Below are 19035 nucleotides of genomic sequence, written 5' to 3' on the forward strand. Positions count from 1 at the left end.
ATCTTATCTATTCGCAGGGCTAACGAGGCCTCTTAGTCCTGCGGAATACCTCTTTAAGCTTAAACCATTTAATTAACTATTAACATGCTAAAAAATCTATTAGCTGCTATGATTCTAGCAGCGGTGGCAGGTACTGCCCTTGCTCAAGACAGCTCCAGTGTATCTCCTCTGGAAATTTCCGGTTCGGTGGATGCGTATTATAAATACGATTTCGCTGGTATGAAAGGGGGTGCGGGAAACATTCCGACATATTTCAACAGCGATAATAATTCTGTATCTCTGGGAATGATTGATGTTATGCTGAAGAAAACGACAGGTAAGGCAAGTTTCGTAGGTGAGTTGTCTTTCGGTCCGCGCGGTCAATACCAGTCAATATTAAATGGCGACGGTTCAGATGGTAATAGCTTTCATATTCAGAATCTGTATATGTCTTACGCATTCACCGACAAGTTTTCGTTAACAGGAGGCTTCATGGGTACCTTTGTCGGGTATGAAGTGATATCTCCCTCTGCCAATTTCCATTATTCCACATCTTACCTGTTCGGCGCAGGTCCGTTCCAAAACGCGGGCATCCGGGCAAACTACGCCGTTAGTGATAAAGTAGGCCTGATGATCGGGGTATTCAACGACTGGAACACATATCGCGACTTTAATGGAGTGTCACATTTCGGTGCGCAATTATCCTTGTCTCCGGTTGAGGGATGGACTGCATATCTGAATGTATTGACCGGCCGGTCTGCGAACGTGACTGAGACGGATGAGGGATCTGGCGACGTTACCACCTACCCTGGAGCGGAGCAACTCGGATCGGGTACCATTGTAGATCTTACTACATCGTATCAGATCAGCGAAGCTTTCAAGCTTGGTCTGAACGCAGCTGATTACTCGATGCCCAACAACAACGCAGGCGGATTTGGTTACAGCGGCATTGCTCTATATCCGCAATACGCAGTTTCAGAAAATTTCCTCGTAGGTCTGCGAGGGGAGTATTTTAAATCGAAAGATGTGGATGGGGTAGAGGGAGGCTCGATAACTGCATTGACACTATCAGCCAACTTGAAAGCTGGTGGACTGACTTTTATTCCTGAAGTACGATTCGATAAAACTTCGGAAGCAGATACTTTCTTCAAAAAGAGTGGTGACTTCACAAAAAATGCTTCTCAATTCTCACTGGCAGCCGTGTTTGCTTTCTAACGCATCCCGGTGACCCGGTTTTTTATTTATTTAATTTACTATTATAAGAAAAATTGCTACCAAACAATAAAGATTAATGTTGGTTTAGTGTTGTTAGAGAGGGATAAGCTACAGGCTTTCCCTCTTCTTATTTTCATTAGATTTGTAATCTATGTTCTCGTCACTAAATTTCTTTTTTAAGCGGCCAAAAAAAGTAACACTCGAATGGATGGGTGTAGACATGCATTCTCACATCCTGCCTGGAATTGATGATGGCTCCCGGGATCTCGCTAGCTCGGTCGGTTTTATCAAAGGCTTAAGCGATCTGGGTGTTGAAAAGTTCATCTGTACCCCACATATATTTACGGAAGTTTACCCGAATAGCAGACAAACAATCTTTCCTGTGCTTGAACAGCTTCGAGCTGAGCTTACACGTCAAGGGATTGACGTGCAGGTAGAAGCAGCGGCTGAGTATATGATGGATTTGGATTTTATGGAGCTTCTGAAAAATGACGAAATACTTCCTTTGCATGGTAAGCACGTTCTTGTAGAAATGTCCTATCAGGTTGAAACACGAAACGTCGACCAATTTATCTTTGATCTAAACATTAAAGGATATCAACCTGTTCTGGCACATCCTGAGAGGTATATTTATTATCATAGTAACTTTGAACAATATCGGAAACTGAAGGAGCATGGATGTATTCTTCAAGTCAATCTTTTGTCTCTTGCAGGTTATTATGGTAAGGCGGTAAAACAAGTCGGGTTACGCCTTCTAAAAGAGAAGTTAATAGATGTTGTCGGAACCGACTTGCACCATATAAAACATCTCGAGTATATTACCAAATTCGTCAAGAGTGGGAATGCTGCAAAGCTATTAGCGGATTATCCTGTGAGAAATAACGAACTATTTCGTTGATCTGATATTTTATTTCGTTTGCGTTTTGCACTTTTTACATGCAATGTTGAGACATTAAAACAGCCCTGAGTGTCCTTAATCGGCTTTATGTCCCGTAAAAGTTGATGATAATAGTTATAAACCCATCGGCTTTTGAATGATTATTCAATGAAGTTTCTTAAATCTTAACAAATTCTTAAAAGTTTCATAACAGTGAACTAGTACCAAAATTTCTCGTTTATTTACATATAAATCAGATTGAAATTATGAAAGCAAACGAGATATTTCAAGGGCCTGAAGAATCGCGAAAAATAACGATAATGGCGTTTATTATTGGTAATGCTGTGGCATTGGTTGCCTTTGTCGCTCCACTAGTTTTGTATATTCTGGCTAAAGAAATGTAGCGACTACTCAAAGAGGATATTGATCTCTTTTAAGTAGTCGCTTAGTAATAAATTCGTTTATCGTGTAACCCAGGATGTGTCGCTTGTAAAATTGAGGGGTGGGTCTTATTCCCAACCAGATCCTTTTTTGGCATTTCCCGCTTTTACATGTTCTTCAGCTTTTGCTTTTCCAAGTATGGCTGCCATTTTATTCCCATCTTTATCTTTTCCAGTTGCTATATACCTCCCCGACTTGATATCGATAACGGGATCTACCATTGGAACGTTCTTGGTTTTTGTCTTGACAGAATAAGCGGTGATGCCTTCTGATTCCTCTTTTGTTTTTTTCGTTGTCATAGGATATGTATTAGACTTTAATGATCAATAAGTGTTTTTAAAGCGAAATTGTTTTTTTAAACTAATCATTTTAAGAAAAAAATCTGAAGGATGATCCAAGTCATTTTTTGATCCCCCTGCTAAGCTTATTTTTGTGTATAAACTATTATTGAAAGGAATTGGTTCGGACCCCCTGTCCGAACCTTTATTTTAAATAAACATCTTCTCTTGATGTTGCGTATAGATCGTACCAATCCTGATGATCCAGGTCGATATCGAAGGCTTTAACGATGTTTCTGATTCTCTGTTCTTCTCTGGTTCCAATAAGTGGAAGAGCACCTAGCTTAATTAGCCACGCAACCGCAACAGATTCGATTTCCATATCATACTTAATCGCGATCTTCTGAAGTTTATTTCTGACCTTGATAGCGAGATCATCCTTTCCGTGTGCAATACGGCCGTCAGCTAGTGGGGCTGATGCAAGGGGTTTCATGTAACGCTGTTTGATATAGTCAATTTGACCGTTGTCGAGAGCTGATGTATTAAGCAGATTAAGCTCGATATGATTTGTTACGATAGGCGTGCTGAGAAATGAGGCAAGTAGCTGATGCTGGAATACAGAAAAATTCGTGATACCAATATTCTTGACTTTTCCTGATTTTTTAAGCTGCATAAGCGTCAAAGCAGTTTCTTCGATGTTGGAGATAGGGTCGAGGTGGTTAAGCAGGAAGATATCTATATAATCGGTGCGTAGTTTTCGTAGGGAGTTTTCGACAGATTCAATAATATGTTTACTGGATGTATCATAATGCTTCATACGTACGCCAGGTTGGCTGCTGTGAGGTATTCTCAGACCGCATTTCGTAAAAATTACTAGATCTTCTCTTCTAAAAGATTTTTGACTGATAACATTTCCAAATAACTCCTCACACTGGTAAGATCCGTACGAATCACCATGATCAAAAGTGTTGATTCCTAATTCCAGACACAAGTTGACTACGCGTTCCATATTTGCGGAGACGGTGCTTGCCTCATCATTCCAACGATAAAATCCGTAAACAGCCGATGATACTTTCGGCCCCGCGTCACTCAGATAGGTTTTTTCCATAATTGTAATCTTGACCTACAATAATATCTAAATAAGAGTCACAAAAGAAATAATTTTAAGTGCGGATATTCATGCGAATAATGCTATTGTATTCGAGTGACATCACATATTGTGTATTATTATGTCGAAAAATGATGTTTGATGTTAAACATAATCTCCGTACGATGCGAAATGTATAATTGATGTTGTAGATTTGATGTGAAATTTGACTAAACGATGGAGGGCACCTTAAACAAAGATAATCCGGAAGTAAGGCTCAGAGCTTTCAGGGCGATCGATGAGCCAGAAACGTGCGAACTATTTGTAGAAGGACACACACACGTTTTGACGAGTATTGGCGTGACCAAGGTAACATCCTCCAAGAATGAGTGGAGAGAAAATCCAGGCGCATTTGTTATCGTAGTCGAGTCTCTCGACAAGAAAAAGGTCTACGGAGGGGCGCGGGTTCATGTTGCGGGTGGTTCTGAGCCCCTTCCAATCGAGCAGGCTACAGGAGCGATGGATTCGCAGATATTTAAGCTAGTGTGGGAATATTCGCGAAAAGGTACCGGGGAGCTTTGTGGTCTTTGGAATTCAAGAGAGATATCCGGGTACGGTATAGGATGTATTTTTCTTATCCGTGCAGCAGTAGCGATTTCGACGCAAATCGGATTGGAGTCGCTTTTTGCTCTGTGCGCACCTTACACTATAAAACCATGTGAGTGCGTTGGCATGGAACGAGAGGAAAGCATTGGAAATAACGGGACTTTCTATTATCCTAAGTTAGATTTACTTGCAACGACTATGTTGTTGAAAGATGTTCCTACGCTTTCCAAAGCCGATCAGGAAGATCAAGATGCGATCTTCAAAATCCGGCAGTCTCTAAACGTCATCAGAATGGAAGAACTAAGACGAAAGACTATCAAAATTCATTATGAAACTCAAATTCCTAATCTCGACAAATGGGATCTGGAGACCATAATCTCTAACGCGAAGCTGAACTTTTTGAGAGGTCAGTTGAATGAGAATGACCTAAATTTTTTTTAAAGAAAGCGGATGGATACCAACTACAATTTAAACCTTCAATTCTTAAGGATTTATCGCGAAGCGGACAAAAATGTGTTCGATCAACTGATAGCAGACAACGAAGCGTGGTTTATACACGACGAAATATACGGTCAATTACAGGAGCTTGTTAAATCAGAACATCCTTCAGTAAAATTGACACCTGAGGATTATTCAATATTGATAAGCCAACGGTTGGGAGACCTGAGTATTAAAGAGTATGGTGTCTGGGTATACTATCCTTGGAGTAAGCGACTAGTTCACTTATTGGATGAGGATGAGTTTATTGAAGTCAGGACAAACCGTAATCGGTATAAAATTACACGAGAAGAGCAAAATAGTCTTCGTCGGAAGAAAATAGGAATTGTGGGTTTATCTGTGGGCCAGTCGATCGCCCTGACCTTAGCGATGGAACGCACTTGCGGTGAACTTCGACTAGCTGATTTTGATACAGCGGAACTGAGCAACTTGAACAGGATTAGAACGGGGGTGCATAATCTTGGATTAGCTAAGACTTTGATAGCGGCCAGGGAGATCCTTGAAATCGATCCATTCATCAAAATTCGAATTTACACTAATGGCCTTAACCAGGAAAACATGGATCACTTCTTTGCTTTTGATGGAAAGCTTGATCTTTTTGTTGAGGTCTGTGACGGGTTGGATATCAAGATTGAGAGTCGTTACAAAGCGCGCGAGCTTCAGATACCTGTTATCATGGATACTAATGATCGGGGGATGCTTGATGTGGAGCGTTTTGATCTTGAGCCAGATAGAGATATTCTCCATGGTCTTGCTAACGGGCTGGATCCCAGTAGCGTTAAAGGCTTGACAAACGAAGAAAAAGTGCCATATGTATTGCGACTGATTGGCGCGGATACTATTTCAACACGAATGAAAGCCTCTATGCTTGAAGTGGAGCAGTCAATCAATACCTGGCCGCAGTTAGCTTCGTCTGTGACTTTGGGTGGAGCTCTAACTACTGATGTTTGCAGACGAATATTGTTGGACCAGTATCATGAGTCAGGAAGGTATTATGTTGATTTGGAAGAGTTAGTAGGCGATAGGGATGGCAAGGCAGAGTTATCACCGGTTCCGACACAACAGTTAGTAAATCCATATTCGCCACTGGAGTGGTCGGATGTCAGGAGTGCTGCAGATGTATTTTTTGAGAAGTATCAGGATGTTGGGAGTAAAATCACTGATCATCAGCTTGATGCGATTATAGATGCTGGTATTTCCGCACCTTCGGCGGGCAACAATCAACCCTGGAAATGGTACTATCGTAATGGAGTTTTATTCTTATTTCATGATAAAATTCAGTCTTGGTCCTGGGGTGACTATTACGAAATGGGATCTCATATATCCCTCGGTTCGGCACTTGAAAATGTACGTATGCAGGCCAATGCTCTTGGCCTCTCCATCGAAGAGAATATTTTTCCGCTTGAATATAATCCGGCAATGATAGCCGCAGTGCGATTTTTTCCGAATGCTGAACCCGTGCAAGAGTCGACGCTTGACATGGCCAAATATATTTTCTTGCGTAATACAAATCGTAAGTTGGCAAAGAGAGTTTCCTTGGATGAGTCATTCTATAATGAAATGAGCCGCATTGTCAGCCTTTTCGACCCAGTGAAGCTTTATTACACGCAGGATGAAGCGGAACTCGACGAACTAGCCGATATCATCGCTGAATGTGACAAGGTCAGACTACTCAATGAAATGGGACATGAGGAATTTTACCATGAAATTCGATGGAATAAAGCAGAAGCGGATAAAACCAGAAATGGCGTGGAGCTGGATGCTGTAGATATAACTGCCAGCGAGAAGGCAGGCTTCAAGGTAGCTCAGGACTGGAAGGCTGTGAAGTTACTTGCTCAGTGGGATAAAGGAGATGCGTTTAAGAAAATGTCGCTGGATGGAATCAGGTGCGCATCCGGAATAGTCATTCTTACGATACCGGTGTTTAATCACTCTACTTTAATACAAGCTGGAAAGGCAGCTGAGCGAGCCTGGATATTTGCAAACCAACAACAGGTGGCTGTGCATCCGCTGCTATCAACGGCTTTTTTCTTTAGCCGTTTGACTCATGGTAAAGCCGAAGATCTTCCTCAACATGTGGCCGACAAGCTGAGTCTACTAAGACAGCGCTTTCTCAAAATTATGTCGGCCAGCCGGGGATATGATGGGACGAAAGAGTATGAAGTGTTTGTCATGAAGGTTAGTATTGCTCCCGATGCAGGAAGTAGATCTTTGAGAAAGCATAAAGCTGAATTGTTTGATCGCGATTAAGGTCTGCACGAAAGAAATATGTATTATATCAGACAGGTTCTTTTCCTTTTAATCTGCTTAGTAGCAGAGAAGGCGTTTACTCAACAGGTCATCCCATTTGATGGTGGTTTTGGACCTATAGGGGACAAGCTGGAAATCCTTACCGACTCAAACTCCAATATTTCGCTCGAGAAAGCGATGAAGTCTGCCGGCTACAGGAAGTCAACCGAAGATTTTCCTAATCTTGGAACTAAACCGTATTCTTATTGGGTGCGCTTCTCCTTAAAGAACGCAACTGATGGCAAAACGGCCGGAATTCAGTTAACCCAGGCAATGATGGACTATTTGGATTTCTACGAGCTCCATGGCGATACTGTCAAGCGCGTGAATTTCACAGGACATAAACGGCCATTCGGCAATCGATACTTAAAGAATCAGACATTTATTTATCAAATACCTTTTCAGGCGGGAGAAATACGCACCATTTATTTGAAGGTTCAAAGTGGAAAGCAACTGATTCTCCCGGTATATGTAGGTACCATCGAAAGGGTTCTCGAGAACAGTCTCGTTATTGATATGCTATTCGGTGTATATGTGGGGATCATCATGGTAATGATCCTATATAATCTATTCGTGTATAGCACAGTCAGGGATCGAAACTACCTGTATTATGTGATCTATCTGGTTGTGGTTTTACTGACGCAGGCATCAATGCAAGGTTACGTCTTTCGCCTGATCCTACCTGGACATCCTGAGATTGCTGACATGTTCATATATTTCAGCACTGCATTAATTGGGATCGCTGCAATTGAATTTTCAAAGCATTTTCTTTCAACTAAAAGTTATACCCCGAAACTTCACCGTTTTTCATATGTATTCTACACCCTGTATGGAGTCCAGATTTTGTTGGCCCTACTGGGGTATTTCAATTCGAGTTATACCTTGATGCTAATGCTGGCTATGTTTAGTGCAATCTATGTGTTGTACATGGCGGTGGTTATTCAAATCAAGGGTCTGCGGTCAGCGAAATTCTTTCTAATTGCGTGGGGTGGCTTTATTTTATGTGTGGTGGTCTATGTTCTAAAAGATCTGAACATCATATTCCCATACAACAACATTACGAACTTTGCGCTACTTATCGGCTCCGCTTTCGAAGCTGTGTTACTATCGTTTGCCTTGGCTGATAAAATCAATATACTTAAATCCGAAAAGGAACAGTCGCAAATGGAGACTATGCAGGTTTTACGTGAGAATGAGCGTATTATAAAAGAGCAGAATGTTGTCCTTGAGGCGAGAGTAACGGAGCGCACCGCGGAGTTAAATAACACATTAGAAGACCTTAAGCAAACACAGAGTCAATTGGTAGAATCGGAAAAGATGGCATCACTTGGTCAATTAACTGCCGGTATCGCACATGAAATCAACAATCCGATCAACTTTGTAACATCCAATATCAATCCGCTTAAAAGGGATGTCGATATGTTGCTTGAAGCTTTAGACGAGATAGAAAATGTTGGCTTATCAGATCGTCCTGTTCATGAAAAGAAGCAGCTTATTGAGGATTATAAAGAAGATTTGGATTTTGACTACCTGAAGATTGAGATTGATCAACTTATGAAAGGGATAAATGAGGGTGCCTCCCGTACTGCAGAAATAGTCAAGGGATTAAGAATCTTTTCTAGAGTTGATGAGGATGACCTGAAGAAGGCAGATATAAATGAAGGACTTAATTCTACGATGATAATAGCGAATAATCTATTGAATAATAATATTCGCGTGGTTATGAGCCAGGGCTCGCTGCCGAAGGTGGAGTGCTACGCTGGCAAGCTAAATCAGGTATTTCTCAATATCATAAGTAACGGCATCCACGCAATTAATGAGAAATTCGGCGAAAAGCCCGGTGGAGAGCTTAATATCAAAACTTATGCTGATCAAGAAAATGTATATTTGTCCATTAAAGATAACGGCATAGGAATGAGCGTAGACACTCAAAGGAAAATTTTTGAGCCATTTTTTACTACAAAGGATGTTGGCGAGGGAACGGGATTAGGAATGTCAATAGCCTATAATACAATCAAAAAACATAAGGGGGATATAAGTGTTTATTCTTCACCAGGTGAGGGTTCTGTATTCAACTTACGCATTCCAATATCTTTTAGCAATGACTGATATCCTTTCCGAAAATCAATTTGGTACCAATTAATCCTATGACAGAAAAACTTAAGATTCTGTATATTGATGATGAAGCTGATAATCTGGTAGGGTTCAAGGCGTCCTTTCGGTTCGATTATCAAATTTTCATTGCACAGGATGTCCCGGCCGCTTATGCTCATCTGGAGAAGCATCCCGACATGCGGATTATATTCTGTGATCAACGAATGCCCAAGCAAACAGGTGTTGAATTTTTTGATGAAGTTCGATCCTTATATCCATCGGCAGTTAGGATACTTCTTACAGCGTACACCGACGTGGAAGCAGTAATTGATGCGATCAACAGGGGGCATATATTTAGATTCGTCAAAAAACCATGGACGGAAATCGACATAATCTCCGCGATTGAGGAAGCAAATAAATTCCATATTAGCAACTCTATGTTGGCCGTAAAGCATCATGAATTACAAAGAGCCTATAGCGAGCTTGACAAATTTGCTTATAGCGTCAGTCATGATATTCGAGGACCTTTATCTGGAATAATGGGGGCTATCAACCTTGCTCAGGATACTGATGATCCGGTAGAGATGAAAGAAGTCCTGTCGATGATGAAGAAATCTTTAAAAACGCTCGATATGTATATCGTGAATATGCATGAATATTACAGTCTTCAACGAGGCGAGCTGAAGATTAAAAAGATTGATTTCATGACTATCGCGGACACGCTGAAGGATATCTTCGGAATGACAGCTGAAGTTAATAATATCTCTTTTCAAGTTGATATAGATCAGAATGAACCTTTTTTTAACGATGAAGCTCCAATAATGCTGGTCTTGAATAACCTAATCTCGAATGCTTTCAAATATCAGGAGGAAGGAAATGCAGATAAAATAGTTAAGTTAAAAATAGAGGTAAAAAACGGGTCGGCGACATTTGAGATCAGTGATAACGGCATCGGAATTCTCCGAAATCACATTAACGAGATTTTTAATCTTTTCTATCGGGCGACGTCTCAGTCATCAGGCTCAGGATTTGGACTTTACAATGTAAAAAGTGCTATTCTCAAGCTTAATGGGCATATCGAAGTAAGCTCTGTATTGCATCAAGGAACTACATTCAGGGTAATAATTCCAGGAAAATAAATCTTAATCAAGCAGTTTCTGTCTTAATAGGAATTCAAGCTGGTCATTGGAAGTCGCCAGCTTGGCGTTCATAGATGTTATCTCTGCCTTTTCTTCATACTTTGCAAATGCGCGTGTTATCGTCATATCAAGCTCCTCCTCGTTCCAGGGCTTGGCCAGATAATGGAATATCTTTCCTTTATTAACGGCGTCGACAACTGCACCCATGTCGGCATAACCCGTCAAAAGTATACGGATTGGATCAGGAAATTTTTCAATCACTTTCTCAAGAAATTCCACTCCCGTCATATTTGGCATTCTCTGATCCGTAATGATAATGTGGACAGGCTTCGACTTCATGATTTCGAGCGCTTCATCACCACTAAGGGCGATAAGTACTTTGTATTTCATGCGGAAAGTAGCCTTGAACGAGTATAAGTTGTTCTCTTCGTCGTCCACGTAGAGAATGGTTATCTTTTTTTCGGACATAATAGTTGATTACGGCAAAGTTAACTTTTTTGTTTCATCAAGAATATATTTGAATACGCTTAGATTATTTCAGCGCTAAGTCTGCATATACAGGATAGTGATCAGATGCTTGCTCGGGAATGATTACATGGGAATAGACATCAAAGTTCTTAGATACAAGTATGTGATCAATTTGATATCGAAGAAAGCCTTTATGTAAAGTCACTGCATATAAGCCGCTTCCCTTTTTTCTATAAGTACTTTGCATTCCTTCGGCCATTTCATTAAAAGCGTACGAGGAAGGCGGATCATTAAAATCGCCGCAAACGATATATGGATATGGACACGTGGCGATATGCTGTTTTACAATATCAACTTGGCCGGCACGCTCAAAAAAGGCCCTCCTCAACTGGCCTCCAATTTTTTTAGATGGACGTAACTGCTTCGTCTTTCCCTTTATAACTTGGCTCATATAGTTAAGTTGATCTTGCCTCAACCGGATCGATTCCAAATGAACAGTGTAGATTCGAAAAGTTTTATCGTTTTTTATCACGTCAATATAAACTCCGTGATTACCATCACCATCCTCTGAGAACTTGATAAGCCCTGTGCCCACGATAGGATATTTTGAAAATATTGCGAGGCCCAGTCCGCCGCCGTTGAACTTTGCATGATGGAAATGTGGTGTGTTGAGAATTCTCTTCAAAGAATCTGTTGGGTTAAAATGATCTGGCACGCCATGATATTCTTGTAAACAGGCGATGTCTGGTTGGATTCGTTCAATTAGATCAAGAACTTTTTTGCTCTGCGAAGTCTCCCGGAACGCTTCATCAAAGGCATGCACATTATATGTCATAATCCGTATTAGCGAATCATTTGCTTCTTGTTTTGACGAGAGAGAGGCTCTCTTGCTCAAGCTAAATGAACCGGCCAAAATCGGCCAGCTCAATAAAATGCAGCAAAGGGGTATTAGCGCAAAACGTGACCATTTGATTAGCCAATACGTCAATAATAAGAGATTACCTGCCAGAAGAGGGACATAGGCCAAGCTCATGAACGCCAATGGCCAGAAACTTCTTGGATCAACATAGGCACCGAGTATAGAGAGCAACAGCGCTATGCATGCCAGAATAGAAATAATTTTGAGTAATTTAATCATAGTTAATACATACGAGGAAGCGTAAGTTTGTATCTGACTGCTACGATGCGTATAAAACAAATAGTCGATACTGCGCAGAGTCTGGTGATATTTATATCTACACCCATTTGAAGCGATGTGATATAGACAAGACCTCCTGCAATGCAGGCAGTAGCGTATATCTCTTTTCTAAAAATAAGTGGTATATTATTAAGCAAGATGTCTCTGGTGATGCCACCGAAACAGCCAGTAATTGTTCCTAAAGCAACGCATATCTCGGGTTTCAAGCCGGCAGCTAAGGCTTTTTGAACGCCTACTATGGTGAATAATCCGAGACCGATAGTGTCAAATATAAATAATGGCAGTTTAAATGACTTCAATTGCTTCCAGAATAGCATTGTCGCTATAGTGGAAAAGAAAATTACGGCCGAATAGTATTTATCCATCATCCAGCTGACAGGTAACTCTCCAATCAGGATATCCCGGACGGTCCCTCCTCCAATAGAAGTAACGAACGCAATAGTTAGCACTCCAAAAACATCTAATCTTTTCTGAATTCCCGCAAAGGCGCCGGATATAGCAAAAGACACACAACCCAAAAGTTCCAGGAGGTAAGTGATTGTCATTATTTGACAAATATATTAACTTTACCCGATGGATTCTACTGTACTCACATATCGTGCCGATAATGCACGCATCGCTGTAATCGGTTTGGGGTATGTAGGCCTCCCTTTAGCCATTGAATTCGCAAAGAAGTATCAGGTACTTGGGTTTGATATCAATCAAGAGCGAGTAATGGAGCTCGCCAAAGCAACAGATCGGACTCAAGAAGCGGATATTGATAGCCTTGTTAAAGTTATTAGCGATAATAGCCTGCAATTTTCCTGGGACAAGGAAGATCTACGGTCTTATAATACATTTATAGTAACTGTACCTACTCCGATTGATGAATTTAAGTCACCAGATCTTCGCCCTCTTTTGAAGGCGTCTCATATGCTTGGAACCATCCTAAAGACAGGAGATGTTGTCATATATGAATCAACCGTTTATCCCGGATGTACAGAGGAAGACTGTATTCCTGTTTTGGAACGGGCGTCAGGTCTGTGTTTTAACAAAGATTTTTTTGCCGGTTACTCGCCTGAACGAATAAATCCGGGTGATAAAGTTAATACATTGACTAAAATAAGGAAAGTAACAAGCGGCTCGACACCGGAAATAGCGGATGAGGTTGACAGATTGTATCGGTCAATTATTACTGCCGGAACTCATAAAGCTCCAAGTATAAAAGTCGCTGAAGCGTCCAAGGCTATCGAAAACGCTCAACGGGATGTTAACATTTCTTTTGTAAACGAACTTTCACTTATTTTCGACAAAATTGGAATAGATACAAACGACGTAATTGAGGCAGCGGGCACGAAATGGAATTTTCTGAAATATAAACCCGGCTTAGTCGGAGGGCACTGTATTGGCGTTGATCCGTATTATTTGGCACATAAGGCTCAATCCCTTGGATACCACCCTCAAGTGATATTATCGGGAAGGAGAGTCAATGACGCTATGGGGGCATTCGTTGCTGATAAAGTTGTAAAGTTAATGATTCATAAAGATCAGCGGATTAAAGGCTCAAAGGCGCTTATATTAGGGATAACTTTCAAAGAAAACTGTCCTGATGTTCGGAACACCCGCGTGGTAGATATCTATCATGAGCTGGTCGACTTCGGTGTCGCCGTTGATGTCTTTGATCCATGGGCCGATGCAGAGGAAGTCAAGAAGGAGTATGGGTTAACAATCCAGAACCAGCTGTCGCCGGATACAAAATACAATGCCATAATCGTTGCGGTCGCTCATGACGAATTCTTAGAACTCGATTATAGCTGTTTAAAGGCTGAAAACGGAGTTGTTTTCGATACCAAGGCATGCCTGGAGCGTGAGATCGTAGATGCGAGACTGTAAACGCTAGGGGCAATTGCCGATAGGTTCTTTAACAAAGTATCTGTGTTCTCAATAATCTCAACATATTTAAAATAAAATGTAGGATTATAGAACTCTTTTTCGTTTTTTGCGTAAAATGCTAAATATTAAGATTATAAGAATGAATCGCAGAGAGATGGAATTAGAAAGGCTTGAGGAAAACGTCGAACAAGCAGTGCTAACAATTGACGACACCAAATATGCTGTCAACATTGAAGAAGTTGAGGCTTTCATAAGCCATTGCAAAAGTTTTATGTCACTAAATAGTAATAGCGACTTTGAGCTGATGACTCAAGAGATATCTGATTCATTAGTTGAATTCTCCAAAGGAGATGTAACAATGGACCAAATCAGACCACAATTGCTTTTTCTGCGCGAAGTAGGATTTTTACTTAAAAGTTTGCTAACTCGGGTAGAGGAAAACTAGCGCCAGTAAAATCACTGGCACGAGCTAGGTTCGTGCTTCCTTATAGAGTCATGTGCTACGAATAAAGAGAACTTTTTTCAACGTAAGCCAGAAGAAGTTGATTGTGTTTTTCAAGTAAGTCTATGTATTTGTCCTTCCAATACTGTTCTGTCCTTGCGCGGCCATCAGCTTCCTCTTCGGCATAAACCGCGTCGTCTGGCAAATGAGCTACTCCCCGTTGCTCTGCTTTCATAAATAGTTCAGGAAATTCGTTCGAAAAATCGTGTTTCAGTGCCATTCCAATCTTGTGAATGATTGCCGGCTTTAGATACTTTTGGTTAAACCAATTATACACAGATCTCCGATTTACGTCAGTCAAACGTGCGAGTTCGCTGATGCTATAGCCATTTCTTCGAATAACTTTTTCGATAATCTGACCATAGTGCTGATCTTTAAAGTTTTCATTCATCTCATTTAAGTTTATGCCCGAACGGCCAAAGCAGCTCCAATACCTGGATTTGTAATTATGATATTTTGGTTAACAGCGACCTTGGCAATTAATATGCAGTCGAGCTGTCGGATACTGATCAATACAGATTTGCCTTTTACTTCAATTACCTCTCCTTCTAGATTCGCTAACGCTCCTTGCGTGATCTTGATACGATCTCCAGTACTTAATTCTCTGATGCTGATAGTTTCAACATCTTTATATTTTCCAACGATAGCCTTGATTCTCTCGATGTCGTCCTTGTCCACTATCGCCGGCTTACCACTATAGTAAATGAAGTTAATAACACCCATTGTTTCCCTTACTATGGATTGTTCAGACGGAGAGATATAGACAAATAGATAAGACGTAAATAAAGGTAGTTCAACTAGCATATTTCTGTCTGCCCATCTTCGGTTCGTTTTCACTAGTGGACAAAAGCTGTCCACTCCCTTCTCTTTAAGCAGACGGTCTACCTTCTTCTCCCATTTGGAGCGAGTGTAAATTACCATCCACGCCTTTTGAGACGCTTCTTTTTTTTTGCTAAGGAACGGATTAACCATGATTTTATTTATAGAGTATTTGTATTCTCGCCCAGAGAGGAGTTGTTACGAAATTAGCTAAAATACGTCCTTCAGATAGGGCCCTTCTCACCATGTATAACACATTGTGGAGTTATGAGAAAAACTCCGAAAAAAGCGGCTGTGACAAACAAAAAATGCCACAAGCTCACATTTTTTCTTCGTTAAGGCCTTGAGATACAGAGTTTCTCAAAAGTTCCCAAGACTTGGTACATAATGGAGAATTATTTCAAAATTGTGAAGAACAGGCTTACTTTTATGAAAAAAAACAGCGGCTTTATTATCCATGCCTCAATGTTTTTAACCCATTCAAAAATACAGTCAAGTCGAATTATCAGTATGTAACTGAGCTGGCGAGGCTTTATCAAACATAAAAAAAAGTACCTATGAGCAAATCCTACTTTCACACTCTCTTCTTTCTTTCGGTTATCATGCTATCATCATGTTCGACCTACAAAACTATTCCGTATTTCCAGGATCTTGACAAAACGAAGATAACTCAGCAAGAGATCAAGAATAACTCTCCGCTTAAGATCCAGTCTGGAGATATCCTCGGAATAGTCGTGGGCAGTTTGAATCCCGATGCCTGGACCGATGGTAATAAAAATGGTGAAACTGCTTTGGGATATAAAGTTGACGAAGCTGGCAATATTAGTCTTCCGCTTATCGGCTTAGTAAAAGTTGGAAACCTTACTACAGCCCAGGCGCGAGAACTGATCGAGTCACGACTGACGAAGTATTTAAAATCACCGGCGGTGAATTTGTCAGTCCTGAACTTTAAAATTTCCGTTTTAGGAGATGTTAACCGTCCGAACGTTTATCCAATACCAAGTGAACAGGTAACAATTACAGAAGCCCTAAGTCTTGCTGGGGACCTTCAGATCACAGGTATGCGCCAAAATATTCTTTTGATCCGGGAGCAGGACGGAGTTCGTAAGTACATACCTGTCGATTTAACCAGCGCAGGTCTATTTCAATCGGAATATTATTATCTCAGAAATAACGATATCATATACGTTACTCCCGATAAAAATAAAGCCGCTGCGGTGGATCAGTCAGCACGTAATATTGGCTTTGTTCTTTCTGCAATTTCAATACTTACCCTTATCGCTACTCAAATTTTATAAGATTTATGAAAACCGAACAAATATATCTGGCTCCCGTAACTGAGGAAGAGGACAAGCGGAGATCTACAAAGGACCTACGATCAATATTTGGAAAATATCTCTATCATTGGCCGCTTTTCCTGCTAATAACGGCCCTTTGCGTTGGTCTGGCATTGTGGTATGTTGCCTCGCAACCTCCATCTTATAGCATTCGGGCAAAAGTTACTATTAAAGACGATACCAAAGCTGGTGACATGAAGACCGCCCTTCAGGAAATTACAGTAATCCAATCTCCTAAAGCAATGGAAAGTGAAGTTCAGAAACTTAAAACCCGTGCATTGGTCGGTAGAGTCGTAGAAGAACTTCAACTTTGGTCTACCTATTATGTCGAAAGTACATATGGCGAAGAAGAAGTGAATACCACGTCTCCTGTACGTTTTAAATTGTTAAGTCAGAAGCGACCAATTGTCGAACGCGACTTCAATATTTATATCGAGAGTTTGGACTATTATATACTCACTCAACCCGGCGGAAACGAAATACGAATTCCCTTTAATAGTACTAGTAATAATGCTTTCGGTACCTGGAAGCTCGATACAACGGCTCACCTTGTCGATTATGTTGGTAAAAATGTGATTGTAAGACTAAGTAGCCCTGAAGAGGCTACGAACGCCTGGATTGAAAAATTAAATGTTGCACTCAATAAATCAGCTCCGATAGTTGATATCGATGTAATAGATACAGATCCGGAACGCGGAGTCATGGTAGTAAATCATCTCATAAAGAGTTACAAGATGCTCGATATCGAAGAAAAGAACAAGGTCACTGAAAGTACTTTGAGTTTTATTGACGATCGTTTGAAAGATGTAACGGGAGAATTGACGAGTGTAGAGAAAGATGTAGAGGGCTATAAAAGTAGCCAGGGACTTACCGATATCTCCTCTCAGTCACAAGCATACTTACAAAGCGTTCAGGAAAGCGACAGTGAATTGAATAAGGTAAACGTTCAGCTAAACGTAATAGATGGTATCGAAAACTATATCAACTCAGCTGGAAGTAATGGAAACGCACCAGCTACACTGGGGATTGAGGATCCGGGCTTAAACAATCTAGTCAGTCAGTTGGCAATTCTTAATCTCGAACGCAATAAGTTGTTAGCGACTACACCCGAAGACAATCCGCTATTTGCTCCTCTCAATAGTCAAATTCAAAGTACTAAAAATGCTATTAAAGGAAACATCGGAGCGATAAAAGCATCGTTACTGGCAACCCGCAAGCAGCTGCAGGGATTTAGTTTCAAAGCAGAGTCATCAATTAAGAACATTCCAGGTCAGGAGAGGCAGTATTTAAGTATCAAGCGCCAACAAGCCATCAAGGAGAACCTCTATGTGTACCTGTTACAAAAACGAGAAGAAATAGGTTTGCAGTATGCATCAACCATAAGTGATATAAACACTATTGAGTCGGCGTATTACGAAGGACCGAAGTCTCAAAAAGAAGTTCCCTTGTCGATCGCTATAATGTTTGGCTTTTTGTTACCGGTCGGACTGATAAGCTTTCGGGAGACATGGAAAAACAAGATATACGATACAGAAGAACTCAAGTTGACAGAGGTACCTGTCCTGGCAGAATTGATTCAAGAAGAGGGTGATTCATCCATAGTTGTATTGGATCGGAATACATTCGCCCTTGCCGAGCAATTCCGCTCTCTCCGGAGTAACCTGTTTCATGTATATGGAAAGAGGGAAGAGAGTCGGGTAACACTCTTCACCTCTAGTATATCGGGCGAGGGAAAGAGCTTTATCTCGAATAATCTTGCTGTGTCGATTGCGGCGTCAGGAAAACGTACTGTGATTCTTGAACTTGACTTAAGAAGACCGCAGATGGCCAAGTATTTTAAGTTCGATAAAGAGAATCCCGGGATCACGGATTATCTGCGGGGGGACGCAACGATTGACCAGATTATTCAGCCATCTCAAGTCAGGTCAAATCTTTCTATCATAGCAGCAGGACCTTTTGTCGACGATCCAGCAGAACTTTTGGAATCGGAAAAGTTGGTTGAGTTGATCGCAGTGCTTAGAGAGCGCTATGATGATATCTTATTAGATACTCCCCCATTGCATCTTGTAACTGATGCAATGATTCTCGGAAGGGTAAGTGACCTGACAGTTTACATGGTACGTCAGGGTGTTACAAGTAAAGCCGAAGTGCAGTTTATCAAACAGCTCAAGAAAGAAAAGATGATACCTGCAATGCATATGGTATTTAATGGGATACAAAGAAATCGTACAGGTTATGGTTATAATTACGACTATAGTTATTATAACTACTCAAAATCGAGGTCTCTCAACTCCCGTAAGCTTTTAAAAGATTTAGCCAGCAGATTTTAATATACA

At 40.9% G+C, this 19035-nt stretch carries 18 protein-coding genes; 11 read left to right on the forward strand and 7 right to left on the reverse strand.

Translation table 11 applies throughout. The annotated features are described in order from the left end of the window. The first annotated feature begins 84 nt into the window (after nucleotides 1-84). The 3 genes from B0I27_RS04105 (at nucleotide 85) to B0I27_RS17445 (ending at nucleotide 2475) form a co-directional block, all read left to right on the forward strand. Nucleotides 85-1194 (forward strand): porin, encoded by a 1110-nt coding sequence (locus B0I27_RS04105; protein WP_106291715.1) that lies wholly within the window; start codon nucleotides 85-87, stop codon nucleotides 1192-1194. 151 nt (nucleotides 1195-1345) lie between these two features. Beyond that, nucleotides 1346-2092 carry a tyrosine-protein phosphatase gene (locus B0I27_RS04110; RefSeq protein WP_106291717.1) on the forward strand — a complete coding sequence of 249 codons (747 nt, stop codon included), beginning with the start codon at nucleotides 1346-1348 and terminating at the stop codon, nucleotides 2090-2092. A gap of 245 nt (nucleotides 2093-2337) precedes the next feature. Beyond that, nucleotides 2338-2475 (forward strand): hypothetical protein, encoded by a 138-nt coding sequence (locus B0I27_RS17445; protein WP_181276672.1) that lies wholly within the window; start codon nucleotides 2338-2340, stop codon nucleotides 2473-2475. Between the two features lie 105 nt (nucleotides 2476-2580). On the opposite strand, the gene B0I27_RS04115 is transcribed toward B0I27_RS17445, so the two are convergent. Both B0I27_RS04115 and B0I27_RS04120 read right to left on the reverse strand, forming a co-directional pair. Continuing rightward, complete coding sequence (locus tag B0I27_RS04115) at nucleotides 2581-2811, reverse strand: hypothetical protein (RefSeq protein WP_106291719.1); 231 nt, start codon at nucleotides 2809-2811, stop codon at nucleotides 2581-2583. Nucleotides 2812-2995: 184 nt separating this feature from the next. Then, entirely contained in the window at nucleotides 2996-3898 is a 903-nt protein-coding gene (locus tag B0I27_RS04120) for an aldo/keto reductase (protein ID WP_106291721.1), read from the reverse strand. A 216-nt stretch (nucleotides 3899-4114) separates the two neighbouring features. Between B0I27_RS04120 and B0I27_RS04125 the strand changes: the two genes are divergently transcribed. From B0I27_RS04125 to B0I27_RS04140, 4 genes are read left to right on the forward strand one after another with little or no spacing between them, the layout of a single operon-like run. Then, on the forward strand, nucleotides 4115-4924 hold the full coding sequence (locus B0I27_RS04125) for a hypothetical protein (protein WP_106291723.1): 810 nt from the start codon (nucleotides 4115-4117) through the stop codon (nucleotides 4922-4924). Between the two features lie 9 nt (nucleotides 4925-4933). Continuing rightward, entirely contained in the window at nucleotides 4934-7231 is a 2298-nt protein-coding gene (locus B0I27_RS04130) for an Rv1355c family protein (protein WP_106291725.1), read from the forward strand. An 18-nt stretch (nucleotides 7232-7249) separates the two neighbouring features. Further along, nucleotides 7250-9379: a sensor histidine kinase gene (locus B0I27_RS04135; protein ID WP_106291727.1), complete on the forward strand. Its 2130-nt coding sequence runs from the start codon at nucleotides 7250-7252 to the stop codon at nucleotides 9377-9379. 38 nt (nucleotides 9380-9417) lie between these two features. Continuing rightward, a complete protein-coding gene (locus B0I27_RS04140; RefSeq protein ID WP_106291729.1) occupies nucleotides 9418-10503 on the forward strand; it encodes a hybrid sensor histidine kinase/response regulator in 1086 nt (361 codons plus the stop codon). Between the two features lie 3 nt (nucleotides 10504-10506). Here B0I27_RS04140 and B0I27_RS04145 read toward each other — a convergent pair whose 3' ends face one another. The 3 genes from B0I27_RS04145 to B0I27_RS04155 form a co-directional block, all read right to left on the reverse strand. After that, nucleotides 10507-10971 carry a response regulator gene (locus tag B0I27_RS04145; RefSeq protein ID WP_106291731.1) on the reverse strand — a complete coding sequence of 155 codons (465 nt, stop codon included), beginning with the start codon at nucleotides 10969-10971 and terminating at the stop codon, nucleotides 10507-10509. 64 nt (nucleotides 10972-11035) lie between these two features. Next, nucleotides 11036-12109 carry an endonuclease/exonuclease/phosphatase family protein gene (locus tag B0I27_RS04150; RefSeq protein ID WP_106291733.1) on the reverse strand — a complete coding sequence of 358 codons (1074 nt, stop codon included), beginning with the start codon at nucleotides 12107-12109 and terminating at the stop codon, nucleotides 11036-11038. 2 nt (nucleotides 12110-12111) lie between these two features. Beyond that, nucleotides 12112-12714, reverse strand: a complete 603-nt coding sequence (locus B0I27_RS04155; protein ID WP_106291735.1) for a trimeric intracellular cation channel family protein — start codon at nucleotides 12712-12714, stop codon at nucleotides 12112-12114. 28 nt (nucleotides 12715-12742) lie between these two features. On the opposite strand from B0I27_RS04155, the gene B0I27_RS04160 reads away from it, so the two are divergent. Both B0I27_RS04160 and B0I27_RS04165 read left to right on the forward strand, forming a co-directional pair. Then, complete coding sequence (locus B0I27_RS04160; protein ID WP_106291737.1) at nucleotides 12743-14041, forward strand: nucleotide sugar dehydrogenase; 1299 nt, start codon at nucleotides 12743-12745, stop codon at nucleotides 14039-14041. 139 nt (nucleotides 14042-14180) lie between these two features. Next, the gene (locus B0I27_RS04165) at nucleotides 14181-14486 is read left to right on the forward strand and encodes a hypothetical protein (protein ID WP_146133081.1); all 306 of its coding nucleotides are present in this window, start codon (nucleotides 14181-14183) and stop codon (nucleotides 14484-14486) included. Between the two features lie 55 nt (nucleotides 14487-14541). Here the strand turns inward: B0I27_RS04165 and B0I27_RS04170 are convergent, their stop codons facing one another. Then, a complete protein-coding gene (locus B0I27_RS04170) occupies nucleotides 14542-14934 on the reverse strand; it encodes a helix-turn-helix domain-containing protein (RefSeq protein ID WP_106291741.1) in 393 nt (130 codons plus the stop codon). An 11-nt stretch (nucleotides 14935-14945) separates the two neighbouring features. Beyond that, nucleotides 14946-15515, reverse strand: a complete 570-nt coding sequence (locus tag B0I27_RS04175; RefSeq protein ID WP_106291743.1) for a UpxY family transcription antiterminator — start codon at nucleotides 15513-15515, stop codon at nucleotides 14946-14948. A gap of 404 nt (nucleotides 15516-15919) precedes the next feature. On the opposite strand from B0I27_RS04175, the gene B0I27_RS04180 reads away from it, so the two are divergent. Then, nucleotides 15920-16660, forward strand: coding sequence for a polysaccharide biosynthesis/export family protein (locus B0I27_RS04180; RefSeq protein WP_106291745.1), 741 nt, complete (start codon nucleotides 15920-15922; stop codon nucleotides 16658-16660). Between the two features lie 5 nt (nucleotides 16661-16665). Further along, a complete protein-coding gene (locus B0I27_RS04185; RefSeq protein WP_106291747.1) occupies nucleotides 16666-19029 on the forward strand; it encodes a GumC family protein in 2364 nt (787 codons plus the stop codon). Nucleotides 19030-19035 lie beyond the last annotated feature (6 nt).

Source organism: Arcticibacter pallidicorallinus (assembly GCF_003002875.1).
Lineage (GTDB): Bacteria > Bacteroidota > Bacteroidia > Sphingobacteriales > Sphingobacteriaceae > Arcticibacter > Arcticibacter pallidicorallinus.